This is a genomic window from Coleofasciculus sp. (assembly GCF_046565525.1).
Lineage (GTDB): Bacteria > Cyanobacteriota > Cyanobacteriia > Cyanobacteriales > Coleofasciculaceae > Coleofasciculus.
This window is the reverse complement of sequence record NZ_JBKHUP010000171.1, coordinates 1-11154: the sequence shown is the minus strand read 5'-3', so window position 1 is coordinate 11154 and position 11154 is coordinate 1. Positions and strand designations below refer to the sequence as shown.

14 protein-coding genes are annotated in these 11154 nt (G+C 45.8%); 11 read left to right on the top strand and 3 right to left on the bottom strand.

The genetic code is table 11. The features are described 5' to 3' along the window. Positions 1–145 precede the first annotated feature (145 nt). Both ACLGGO_RS33685 and ACLGGO_RS33680 read left to right on the top strand, forming a co-directional pair. Positions 146–1333 carry a sensor histidine kinase gene (locus ACLGGO_RS33685; RefSeq protein ID WP_446338580.1) on the top strand — a complete coding sequence of 396 codons (1188 nt, stop codon included), beginning with the start codon at positions 146–148 and terminating at the stop codon, positions 1331–1333. 178 nt (positions 1334–1511) lie between these two features. Continuing rightward, entirely contained in the window at positions 1512–2150 is a 639-nt protein-coding gene (locus ACLGGO_RS33680; protein ID WP_446338579.1) for a response regulator, read from the top strand. Here ACLGGO_RS33680 and ACLGGO_RS33675 read toward each other — a convergent pair. After that, a complete protein-coding gene (locus ACLGGO_RS33675; protein ID WP_446338578.1) occupies positions 2136–2600 on the bottom strand; it encodes a hypothetical protein in 465 nt (154 codons plus the stop codon). The two genes, ACLGGO_RS33680 and ACLGGO_RS33675, sit on opposite strands and share 15 nt — an antisense overlap. A 256-nt stretch (positions 2601–2856) precedes the next feature. Between ACLGGO_RS33675 and ACLGGO_RS33670 the strand changes: the two genes are divergently transcribed. Both ACLGGO_RS33670 and ACLGGO_RS33665 read left to right on the top strand, forming a co-directional pair. Beyond that, entirely contained in the window at positions 2857–3231 is a 375-nt protein-coding gene (locus tag ACLGGO_RS33670) for a DUF1257 domain-containing protein (protein WP_446338577.1), read from the top strand. Positions 3232–3431: 200 nt separating this feature from the next. Beyond that, positions 3432–4034, top strand: coding sequence for a hypothetical protein (locus tag ACLGGO_RS33665; protein WP_446422578.1), 603 nt, complete (start codon positions 3432–3434; stop codon positions 4032–4034). Positions 4035–4119: 85 nt separating this feature from the next. On the opposite strand, the gene ACLGGO_RS33660 is transcribed toward ACLGGO_RS33665, so the two are convergent. Continuing rightward, entirely contained in the window at positions 4120–5196 is a 1077-nt protein-coding gene (locus ACLGGO_RS33660; protein WP_446422577.1) for a LamG domain-containing protein, read from the bottom strand. Positions 5197–5208: 12 nt separating this feature from the next. Here ACLGGO_RS33660 and ACLGGO_RS33655 point away from each other — a divergent pair, with 12 nt between their 5' ends. From ACLGGO_RS33655 to recJ, 6 genes are all read left to right on the top strand, one after another. Further along, entirely contained in the window at positions 5209–5409 is a 201-nt protein-coding gene (locus ACLGGO_RS33655) for a hypothetical protein (protein WP_446422576.1), read from the top strand. Positions 5410–5674: 265 nt separating this feature from the next. Beyond that, positions 5675–6571, top strand: coding sequence for a hypothetical protein (locus ACLGGO_RS33650; RefSeq protein WP_446422575.1), 897 nt, complete (start codon positions 5675–5677; stop codon positions 6569–6571). A 51-nt stretch (positions 6572–6622) separates the two neighbouring features. Then, complete coding sequence (locus tag ACLGGO_RS33645; RefSeq protein WP_446422574.1) at positions 6623–7102, top strand: DoxX family protein; 480 nt, start codon at positions 6623–6625, stop codon at positions 7100–7102. Positions 7103–7204: 102 nt separating this feature from the next. Next, on the top strand, positions 7205–7789 hold the full coding sequence (locus ACLGGO_RS33640) for an NADPH-dependent FMN reductase (protein WP_446422573.1): 585 nt from the start codon (positions 7205–7207) through the stop codon (positions 7787–7789). Between the two features lie 80 nt (positions 7790–7869). Beyond that, positions 7870–7998 (top strand): hypothetical protein, encoded by a 129-nt coding sequence (locus tag ACLGGO_RS33635; RefSeq protein ID WP_446422572.1) that lies wholly within the window; start codon positions 7870–7872, stop codon positions 7996–7998. A 78-nt stretch (positions 7999–8076) separates the two neighbouring features. Beyond that, entirely contained in the window at positions 8077–10080 is a 2004-nt protein-coding gene (gene recJ / locus ACLGGO_RS33630; protein ID WP_446422571.1) for a single-stranded-DNA-specific exonuclease RecJ, read from the top strand. A 195-nt stretch (positions 10081–10275) separates the two neighbouring features. Here recJ and psb30 read toward each other — a convergent pair whose 3' ends face one another. Beyond that, positions 10276–10401 (bottom strand): photosystem II reaction center protein Ycf12/Psb30, encoded by a 126-nt coding sequence (gene psb30 / locus ACLGGO_RS33625; protein ID WP_446359398.1) that lies wholly within the window; start codon positions 10399–10401, stop codon positions 10276–10278. Positions 10402–10615: 214 nt separating this feature from the next. On the opposite strand from psb30, the gene ACLGGO_RS33620 reads away from it, so the two are divergent. Further along, positions 10616–10966, top strand: a complete 351-nt coding sequence (locus tag ACLGGO_RS33620) for a YkgJ family cysteine cluster protein (protein ID WP_446359397.1) — start codon at positions 10616–10618, stop codon at positions 10964–10966. Positions 10967–11154: the final 188 nt, after the last annotated feature.

Genomic DNA, 11154 nt, shown 5'->3' with positions numbered 1-11154 from the left:
AACCAATAACCAATAACCAATAACCAATAACCAATAACCAATAACCAATAACCAATAACCAATAACCAATAACCAATGACCAATAACCAATGACCAATAACGAATCACCAATGACCAATAACGAATCACCAATAACGAATCACCAATGACCAAACATCCAATTCCCTTCCTTCTATATCTAGAATGGATTCTGCTGGGAATCATTGCTATTGTTGAATTCCTGCGGTTTCCCTTTCCCCACCTCCCTCGTTTCCCTTTCCTAAATCTGCTGGGTTTAGCCGTCTTTGGTTTGATGGGGTTGAGATTACCGACCCAGAAATCGGTTAAGGTGATTTACACCGGAGTAGAAATCGGCTTAATTCTCCTTGTTTCTCTGGTGGGTAAACTTCGCATGTTACCCTTGATGTTAATTATTTTAGTTATCCGAAACTGTTTTATTTTTGAACGACAAAGCCGCTTAATTATTACCGGATTCGCTTTTGTCTTATTCCTAATGCGGGAAGTTGACCGATTTCAGTCTCGCAGTCTTCGCCTTCGCCCTCGCCCTCCCTTTCGCCCCCCACATTTTGCGGTGCCAGAACGTTGGCTATTTATCCTCTTAAGTTCTATAGTAGTGTTTGGATTAGTCTTAGTCTTCTTACAGTTGTTAGTCGATGCTTTATTAGCCGAACGGCGCAGTCGGGAAGAATTGGCACAGGCAAATGCTCAACTGCGGCGCTATGCGGTGCGGATTGAAGATATTGCCACCTTACAGGAACGGAATCGTATTGCTAGGGAAATCCATGATTCCTTGGGACATTCCCTGATTACGTTTAACCTGCACTTAGAAGCCGCCTTACGACTCTTAGAGTCGAATCCCGCAGAAGCCAAAGACTTTTTAATCGAAGTCAAACAAGTCGCCGCTACTGCGCTTCAAGACGTGCGTCAATCCGTGGCAACCCTGCGGTCTAACCCGTTACAAGGGCAATCTCTAGAGGATGCGATCGCGTCTTTAATCCAAGAATTCCACAAGTCTACGGGTATCTTACCCGATTGTCAAATCAATTTGTCCCATCCGGTGACGCCCGATGTGAAAATGGCGAGTTATCGGATTATCCAAGAATCCCTCACCAATATCTATAAACATGCCAAAGCCACAGAGGTGAGTATCCGGATTTGGACAGATTCCCGGTTTCATCTGATGATTCAGGATAATGGCAGAGGATTTGATGTGACGCAGAATACCACAGGTTTTGGTCTACAAGGGATGCGCGAACGTACCCAAGCATTAGGGGGTCATCTTACCATTAACACATCACCAGGACAAGGGTGTCAAGTTATAGTTGAGTGGTGATTCGTCATTTGTCATTCGTCATTCGTCATTCGTCATTCGTCATTGGGGATTAATGGTTGGGGATTGGGCGAAGCATTCGCGTTGAAATGTTGGTATAAAACCGATAGATTTGGGCGCGAATGCGAGAGCCCCTACGAATGCATCTCCCCTATCTCCCCTATCTCCCTCATTTCCTGAAATGATTAAAATCTTACTGGTTGATGACCAAAATCTAGTCCGACGCGGTTTAAAAGCCTTATTACAATTTGAAGATGATTTAGAGGTTATCGCAGAAGCGGATAATGGAGAAACGGCGATCGCACAACTGGAAACCCTACAACCTGATATTATTCTCATGGATGTGCGTATGCCGATTATGGATGGTGTCGCTGCTACCCGGGAAATCTGTCAACGGTTTCCCCAAATCAAAATATTGGTCTTAACCACATTTGACGATGATGAGTACGTTACTCAAGCCCTACACTATGGCGCCTCTGGCTATTTACTCAAAGATACACCTCCCGACGAATTAGCCCAAGGAATTCGGGCGGTGTATAAGGGGTATACTCAGTTGGGACCAGGAATTGGTCAAAAGATTCGGACGCAAATCCCTGCTTCTGTCTCCAATTCCTCAACCGCCTGGGATGAACTCACCCCCAGAGAACAGGAAATCTTACGCTTAATCGCCACGGGTGCGAATAACCGAGAAATTGCCCAAACTCTGTATATTTCTCAGAAGACGGTGAAGAACCATATTACCCATATTTTAAGCCGATTGAACCTACGCGATCGCACTCAAGCCGCTATATGGGCAAACTCCCACTCAATCCACCGCTAAGAGTTCCACAGATTCGGCAAAAATCACAGGTTGATTTTCGTATTCGGCTTTAATCGTTTCTTTAAAATCTAAATCCCAGGTTAAATTGTAATCTTTCTCTATCTCTGTACTGACAAACTTACGCACCACCCCGGTGACTCTCACCCAATTTTGCTTTTTAATCGGGACATCGGGATTCGCGTTCACCACTAAAACGTCATTCCCCCCCAACAGTCCTTCCTGTTCTAGCTTAAATGTATCTGAACCGAGAACCTTCTTCACTTCCCCATCCACACTGACAATCTCACCGACAACCTCACTCGTATCCTCCGTCACATCGCCTAAGGTAGAACCATGACCAATCGTTGTCCCCTCTGGCTGCAAAGCCGCCTCATCTTCAGAGAAAATACTACAAGCGGGCAAAAGCACCATCACCAAACCCAAACCCAAACCCATCATCCGAAGTCTCATGGAGAACCCTCCTAATTGCGGTTATGCTTTAGACTAAATAAAATAGATGTGCGATCGCGTCTGGCTAGAGTCTCACTCCTACATCCTTCCCTAGAGATAAATTTCCCCAACTACTCATTGCCTTAACTCCAATGACACACTCCTTTGGGTTCGTAGTTGCGCTGTCTTCGTCATAAACGCTCGAATCGATTACTACAAACGCTGAACTCACTAACATTGCCTTAACTTCATTTATCATTAACCATCCTCGAAAACTATGTCTCACTTCACCACCATCAATGTTCAGATAAAAAACGGCGAGATTCTGCATCAAACGTTGCAGGAGTTGGGGTATCAAGTCGAATGCAATACCTCAGTACGCGGCTATCACGGAAATACCACAGAAGCCGAATATGTGATTCGCCAGTCTAATGGCTACGATTTAGGCTTTCGCCAGCATGGAGAGGCGTATGAACTCGTAGCCGATTTTTGGGGGGCGAGCATTAACCAAAAAGAATTCGTCAATTCCGTCAATCAAAAGTACGCCCATAAAATGTTACTGCATTCTGTGCAAGAACAAGGATTTAATGTCGAAGAAGAAGACGTGTTAGAAGATGGTACAGTGCGGGTAGTTGTGGGACGCTGGCAATAAAAAAGTCCACCATTCCCCATTCTTATGGTCAAGGCGGGTTGAGTCATTCGGTTGATGTCCGATATATCAACAAAACCCGCCCTCAGTAACGGGTATTACATTACACGCCTAAATTGAAGTTTGCAGTAGGTAATATTGCCTTAGATTTTGTTTGGTTTCGGCGCGTCAACCCAACCTACAGGTTTTTATCTTTGATGCCAATGTCATATAGTGACTTTACGTTAGCCAAAGTCAAAAAAAACTTTGACTTAATTACTGTAGAAAAAATGAATACGTTCAGTCAAGTTACTGAGTTTGAACCCAGCCCCTTACTGACAGAAACTTTGCGTTATAATATTCCCTTGGCTTTAGCCAGCAATAGTGGAAAAGCTCGGTCTGAAATGATTATTGCTCCAATTTTAATCGACATTAGAAGACAGTTACAAGAGCAGATCAACTTATTTTCGGGAATTGAATTTGATATTGATAAAGAGTGCGGCTTGAATGGAGTTTGCGATTTTCTGATCAGCCAGTCTCCGGAACAGTTATTTGTCAATGCGCCAGTGATTACGCTGGTAGAAGCAAAGAAGGAAAATCTTATCGGTGGATTGGGGCAGTGTGTAGCGGAAATGGTAGCAGCTCAGATATTCAATGACCGCGAGGGAAATGGGATATCAGAAATTTATGGTGCAGTCACGTCAGGAACCAATTGGAAGTTTTTGCGCCTTAAAGGAAAGGTTATCGAAATTGATTTGGATGAGTATTATCTGAATGATATTAAGAAAATTTTAGGAATTTTGGCAAATGCTGTTCGAGAACGTTAATAATTATATTGTATTATCTCCGGCTGGGTAATTGGGTCTATCATAATCATAGTTACGTCTCTAGATTGATTAAAGCGCATACTTATCACTTATGAATAAATCCTGATCGCGTTCCCTTAACCCCAACCCTTTGATAAACTGCTTGAATTTCAGGTGCGGCTAGCGATCGATTAAACAGTTGTACATCACTCATCCTACCCTGAAAGAATCCCGGTGCACCTGGATGATCTGAACGTCGTCCCAATCGCAGAGGCTTAAAATTATTCAGCGAACCCTGTCGTCCCTTTGGGTTAAATCGATTCCTCAACTCAATCCCATCCACATACCATCGTCCCCCATCGGTCGCATCTCGGTCAACAGTTACGACCAGATAATGCCAGCGATCATCGGCAATTAAGCACTGACTATCATAATTTGTCCAAGCTGACTCAATGCCATCAGCTAATTGTAAACCCAACCGACCTTGATGCAGATGTAAAAAATATCCTTGCACCGAGCCAGAGGTTTCCACACGCTTATCCAGAATCACCTCAAGTCCGCGACTACGAGTCTTAACTCCCACACCAATGGAGAAATCTCCAACGCCAAAATTCAAAGCTGATCCATGGGGAATTTCCACATAATCATCCCCATCAAATTGCAACGCACTCCCCAACCCTTGAGGCAGAACAAATTCGACAAACCGATAGGAATCTGGATTCACCTCATCCGGATGTCCTGCACCTCCTAATCCCGCCATACGACCTGGAACAATCGTCACCGGCGTGGCGCCCTTAATCGTACCATTATTTCCCCCCACAGTATCCGCCGCGATGTCCCCTTCTGTTTCATTTAACCGCCACCACGCAACCCGATTCGCAGGGACATAATGTTGAATGGCTTGTTTAACCCACGGTTGTGTGTTATCCCACAGGAGTAAATAGGCGGCTTGTCGCACCCGTGGCGATTCATCTTGCAAAAAGGCTTGAAGGACTAAATTTAACCCTGCATCCCCATAGGCGGTAGCTTCGGTAATGGCTGTCAAACGTTGATCCACTACAGGAGAGGTTAAACGCATCCTTAACCCAGCAATACCACCCAATACCACGCCCTGAGTCGGGGGTGGATTTTGACCGCCGAGAACCATATCATCATTTCTTGGTCGGTGAGAATCTTTTACCATCGCTATCCTATAATGCCATTCTTCTCAGGGAGCGATCGCGCCCTAAGTTTATGGAGTAACCATGGGGAGATCAAGGGGGGTGGGGTTACCCTGAATTCCGGTAACCCCATGGGTGAGGGGGAGGCATACATCTTAGCGCGAATACGGGTTCCGTGGCAATGGCTGATAAATAAGGGTGTCGAGGCTTGGCAAACCCGTCAAAGTCTTGTGTAATCAGAGGAATCGGATGAGCAAAGCTTGTGTGCGATCGCACCAACCGGACTACTCCACACCCCTATTGGTAACGTCTCCATCAAGAGCCTAACCGAAAACCTAAAGTTTTTGGTTAAATCCTCTCAAAAGGGCGGGTTTAGTCGCATTGGGACGAAAAAGAAACGATAATTGTAAACGCCCCTAAGAACAGGGCAAGTTTAGTGGCATTTGGGCAGGCAAGAGAGGATAATCGTAAAACCCATCCTTACCTTTGGAAAAACTTACCATGCATCAGCCTATCCGCATTCTCTTACAAACAACTTTATTATCGACAGAGGAAGACGATTGGACAATCGCCCGTTTTTCCCGATTACGAAACTATCTCACCACTCTCACAGATGCAGCCGGAAACCCGGTGTGTGAAGTAACGGCGAGGGATAGGGAACCCAACGCTAATGGGGATGATCCAGTGCTGAGTACTCTCGATCGAGATAAGTTTGATCAACTCTGGCTATTTGCCCTTGATGTTGGCGATGGGTTAAGTACCAACGACTGTGCTGGGATTAGCCATTTTCATCAACAAGGCGGTGGGATTTTGGCGACTCGTGATCACCAGGATATGGGGGTGTCGATGTGTCCCCTTAAATCGATTGGCATCTTTCATTATTTCCATACCAAACAACCCGATCCTGATCCATCCCGTTGTTGCCCAGATGATGTAGAAACCCAATCGATTTTGTGGCCCAATTACCATTCAGGTCGAAATGGAGACTATCAAACCATTACCCCAATTGTACCCGTTCACAACCTATTAAAAAATCCCGAATCAGCGACGGGTGTGATTACCCTTTTTCCCGCCCATCCTCATGAAGGCGGAATCGGTGTACCCGATGACGCTGATCATGCACGAGTTATTGCCACAAGTAAAAGCAAAATAACCGGGCTTGAATTTAATCTCGTGATCGCCGTCGAGAGAACTCGCGATCGCGAAGGCAATCTTCTCGGACGAGTTGTGGCTCAATCAACATTCCATCATCTCGTTGACTACAACTGGGATATTGCCACAGGATGTCCCAGCTTTGTGGATGAACCCCCTGGGAATGGGATGAAGCAAAACCCGCAGGCTTTATCAGATATTCAGGCTTATGTCAAGAATGTCGCCTTATGGTTAGCTCCAGCTTAGTTCGTAGTTGCGCTATCTTCGCCGTACAAACAACTCTAAACCATCAACAAAATGCCAAATCAACCAACACCCTGGTTCCGTCGTCGAGATATTGTCATCGCTTATACCTTCTTGCGAATCGTTTTAGGCGTAAACTTCTTTAACCATGGCTTTACCCGCCTCGGTAATATTCCCGGCTTTGCCCAGTCGATGGTGGATTTATTTCAAGATACATTTATTCCCGAACCCTTAGTCAGAGCCCCAGCTTTACTTGTGCCAATTGTGGAATTTATAGTCGGATTTCTGGTGACACTGGGATTAGCGACTCAAGCGGCTTTAGTCACCGGGTTTGGCTTAATGGTGGTGCTGATGTATGGGGTGACATTACTCCAAAACTGGGATACAGCGACGAGTCAGTTAGTATATTGCCTGGTGTTTTTTATCTTAGTTGCTGGCAATAGTTTCAATGACGTCTCCATTGATGCATGGTGGCGACGGCGGAAGACGCGATCGCAGCATCTTGATGCCTCACAAACCAATCAGCCCTTCTAAATTGGCTAACTTCAGTAAAACGATTGACAAGACGCCATTTTATGCCTAAACTATCGATTCAGATTAACTCAATATTGGCGGCTAAAAGGATTAAAATAAATTATGACAAACGCGCCTAAAATTCTAGCCTTTGCAGGTAGCAGCCGGGAAACCTCCTGGAACAAAAAATTAGTACAAATTGCGGTTGCGGGAGCAAAAGAAGCCGGTGCCCAAGTCACCTATCTAGACCTTCGCGATTTACCGATGCCCCTGTATGACCAAGATGCGGAAGAAAAAGAAGGCATTCCCGAAACTGTCCTCAAATTCAAGCAACTGATGAAAGCCCATCAAGGCTTACTCATCGCCTCACCCGAATACAACAGTTCTATCTCACCCTTACTCAAAAATGCCATTGATTGGGCATCTCGTCCAGAACCAGGTGGACCCCCTCTCGCCCTCTCCTGTTTTCGGGATAAAGTGGCTGTCTTGATGAGTACCTCACCCGGAGGAATAGGTGGGTTACGGGGTTTGGTGCATGTTCGTGCCATTCTCGGTAATATTGGCGTGTTGGTTTTGCCGGATCAAAAAGCGATTCCTAATGCGTATCAGGCATTTGATCAAAATGGGAACTTGATTGATGAGACGCAACAAGCGGCGGTAAAACAATTGGGTAGTAAATTAGCCACAGTCTTGGCAAAATTAGCTTAATCAGGAAAATCATTCAGATTTGGTCTTTGGTACAGATACCAAAGGAAAAAAAGGGGCGGGTTTAGTCAAGTTATCAGTTTGTGCCACAACGTTATCAGGAAAACCAGCCCCTACACCTCGACTTTCCACCAATGCAAGCCTTGCACGCCTATAGACGCCCTCATCTGTGTTTCTTCCCGATTAAGCAGAATCAGGTAACGGATGTTTGACATAAGACCAAGGACGAATGACATAAGACCAATCTGCTGTAAACTATCCCTAGCCCCAATGTAATTGCTCAAGTTAGCGTGTTCAGCCAATCCAGTTCTGACCTATCCCCTTCCCCAAAAACTTTGCCCAATCAGCGATGGCAAATTGCCTCAGCTTACCCGGAAAAAGCTAACCAACTTGCCCAAGGGACAGGACTTTCACCCCTGCTGGGTCAAGTGTTAATTAACCGAGGATTCGATACCGTAGACCAAGCCATGGTCTATTTATATCCAGAATCCCAGGTTATGCCCAGCCCGATTGATGAATTTCCTGACTTGGCGATTAGTGTGGATATGCTCAAAGATGCGATCGCAGAACATGAGAAAATAGCTATCTGTGGTGACTACGATGCCGATGGCATGACCAGTACCGCCTTGTTACTGAGGGCATTACGCTGGTTAGGGGCGGATGTGGACTATGGGATTCCCAGCCGGATGAAAGACGGGTACGGGATCAATACTCGCATCGTGGAAGAATTCGCTAATAAAGGCGTAGGGCTAATTCTCACCGTGGATAATGGTATTTCTGCCCATGAGGCGATCGCACGCGCTGTAGACTTAGGTCTTAAGGTAATTATTACCGACCATCACGACCTTCCCCCTGAACTCCCAGAAGCCGATGCCATTCTCAACCCGAAACAGTTACCCGAATCTTCCCCGTATCGCAGTTTAGCCGGAGTCGGTGTCGCCTATATATTAGCTGTTACTCTCGCCCAAGACTTAGGTCAGCACCAGGGACTCACTAGCCAACTCCTAGAACTGTTTACCCTCGGTACCATTGCTGATCTCGCCCCCTTAAATGGAATTAACCGCCGTTGGTTAAAACGAGGATTGCAACGCTTACCCAAATCTCAACTGGCGGGAATTCAGGCTTTAATCCAAAACTCAGGCGTCAGTGAAGACCAAATCGCCCTGAAACCGGAAGATATCGGCTTTAAACTCGGACCAAGAATTAACGCCGTGGGGCGCTTAGCTGATCCGCAAATCGTGATTGAACTCCTCACCACCAGCGATGGGGAAATTGCCAAAGAACGGGCGAAGCAATGCGAAGAAATTAACCAAAAACGCCAGCACCTCTGTGAGAAAATCGAGAAAGACGCGATCGCACTGATTGAACAGCAGGGCTTAAACTGGCAACAGCAGCGGGTTCTCGTCATTGTCCAACCGGATTGGCATCATGGTGTAATTGGCATTGTGGCGTCGCGTCTGGTGGAACGGTATGGTGTCCCGGTATTTATTGGCACCTATGAAGACGAAAATCCCGAACAGATTCGCGGTTCCGCACGAGGAATTCCAGAATTCCATGTCTTTGAAGCCCTACAATTTTGCCACGATTTATTAGGTAAATTCGGTGGACACCAAGCGGCGGGAGGCTTTTCCTTACCGACTGAAAATTTAACGGCGTTTCAAACTCAACTCAGTCACTTTGCCCATCAATGTTTAGAACCCGAACATCTTAAACCCTTAGTCTCCATTGACGCCGAGGCGAAGTTTAATCAAATTAGCTATAATCTATACCAACAAATTGACCGATTGCATCCTTGTGGGATTGGTAATTCTGACCCAATATTCTGGACAGGTGGTGTGCGAGTGGTGGAACAAAAACTCGTGGGCAAAGGACATGTAAAGCTTACCCTGTCTACGGTAGACGGCACCAAGCAACTGAGTGCGATCGCGTGGCGTTGGGGTGAATATTTCCCTCTACCCTCGAATATAGATATTGCCTATAAACTCAAAGATAATGCCTGGAATGGAAATGTGACAATTGAATTAGAGTTAGTCGGCATTCGGGTGAGTGAATCAGCCCCATCATCGATAAAAAAAGCCGAATTTCATCACAATGAACGCCGTTATACCTGTAGCTTGTGGGAATCATTAAACGAACTACGAATTAAAAATGATCAAGGCAAAGTTCTGGTAATTCAAAAAGGACAGCGTACCGGACTTTTAGGGTTCAATCGGGACGAGGCTAAACAGGTGGATGTTACCCAACCTCACTATTATCAGTTAATCAAAGCCGCGACTCGTGCTTTAAACTTGTGATTTGTCATTGGTCATTTGTCATTTAGTCGGGGCGGGTTTAGTTAGAGAAAGGGTGCAAAAGAAACGATAGTTGTCAACCCCGCCCCTACAACTGTCATCACATGGCTTCCCTATCTCCCCCAGCTCCCCCAGCTCCCCCAGCTCCCCCAGCTTCAATGCATCAGGGAGCAAGATGCTCCCCCTACAAACAGACGGCTAGAGATCTCCCTTAAACGCAGCCAGTAGAAAAATGACTACAGGACCAGCAATCACGATCGCAGCCAGCACGCTAAGCTGAGCAATCAGTTCCCAGTTGATATTCCCTAAAAAGCTTAAATCCATCTCTCCTCCCGATTAACTTAATTTGGATGGTGTCGTTAAAAATTGCCGATTAGATTTTACTGGCTAATTGCCCAGTTTTTTTAATCAAATTAACAAAACTATACAAAACGCAACAAAAATGTCATTTGTCATTCGTCATTCATCATTCCCCATCCCACAGACGAAAACCCGTTATCCTAGAGAAACCTGCAATTAATCGCTATGGTGAAACGCAATGGCAACTTGGCGTTGTGTAAAGCAATGTGGTGCATGCTGTTATCTTGACCCAACAGAACGCCCTGGATTAGAAACTTATCTGACTCCAGAGGAGTTGGACAAGTATCTGAGTATGGTGGGGGAAGACGGATGGTGTGTCAATTTTGATCATGAGACTCGTGAATGTCGCATTTATGCCCATCGCCCTCGCTTCTGTCGGGTGGAGGCGGATATCTTTCAGGAGATGTTCGGGATTGAACCGGAAGAGTTAAACGACTTTGCCATCGACTGTTGTCGGGATCATATCACCGATCTCTACGGCGATCGCAGTTTAGAGATGTTACGCTTTGACCGCGAGGTGGGTATATGAAAAAGTCTCCGATGTAGGGATGAAGGGACTCTTGAGAAGTAATAAGTCATCATCGGGAAGCATAGGTAGCGAATGTTACCCGTACCGATTTTGTAAAGTTATGCAAAGATGAATAGAACGTGAGCGCGGCTGTCCCCACCCTCAACTTTCGTAGGGTGGGGTAGGATAGCGGGGTGACGGAGGTACGG

What these genes read in the sequence shown, in the direction of transcription:
- ACLGGO_RS33670 (WP_446338577.1), top strand. Translation starts at nt 2,857, where the DNA reads ATGTCTCACTTCACCACCATCAATGTTCAGATAAAAAACGGCGAGATT.
- ACLGGO_RS33640 (WP_446422573.1), top strand. Translation starts at nt 7,205, where the DNA reads ATGACAAACGCGCCTAAAATTCTAGCCTTTGCAGGTAGCAGCCGGGAA.
- ACLGGO_RS33620 (WP_446359397.1), top strand. Translation starts at nt 10,616, where the DNA reads ATGGCAACTTGGCGTTGTGTAAAGCAATGTGGTGCATGCTGTTATCTT.
- ACLGGO_RS33650 (WP_446422575.1), top strand. Translation starts at nt 5,675, where the DNA reads ATGCATCAGCCTATCCGCATTCTCTTACAAACAACTTTATTATCGACA.
- psb30 (WP_446359398.1), bottom strand. Translation starts at nt 10,401, where the DNA reads ATGGATTTAAGCTTTTTAGGGAATATCAACTGGGAACTGATTGCTCAG.
- ACLGGO_RS33675 (WP_446338578.1), bottom strand. Translation starts at nt 2,600, where the DNA reads ATGAGACTTCGGATGATGGGTTTGGGTTTGGGTTTGGTGATGGTGCTT.
- ACLGGO_RS33665 (WP_446422578.1), top strand. Translation starts at nt 3,432, where the DNA reads ATGTCATATAGTGACTTTACGTTAGCCAAAGTCAAAAAAAACTTTGAC.
- ACLGGO_RS33660 (WP_446422577.1), bottom strand. Translation starts at nt 5,196, where the DNA reads ATGGTAAAAGATTCTCACCGACCAAGAAATGATGATATGGTTCTCGGC.
- ACLGGO_RS33645 (WP_446422574.1), top strand. Translation starts at nt 6,623, where the DNA reads ATGCCAAATCAACCAACACCCTGGTTCCGTCGTCGAGATATTGTCATC.
- ACLGGO_RS33685 (WP_446338580.1), top strand. Translation starts at nt 146, where the DNA reads ATGACCAAACATCCAATTCCCTTCCTTCTATATCTAGAATGGATTCTG.
- ACLGGO_RS33655 (WP_446422576.1), top strand. Translation starts at nt 5,209, where the DNA reads ATGCCATTCTTCTCAGGGAGCGATCGCGCCCTAAGTTTATGGAGTAAC.
- ACLGGO_RS33680 (WP_446338579.1), top strand. Translation starts at nt 1,512, where the DNA reads ATGATTAAAATCTTACTGGTTGATGACCAAAATCTAGTCCGACGCGGT.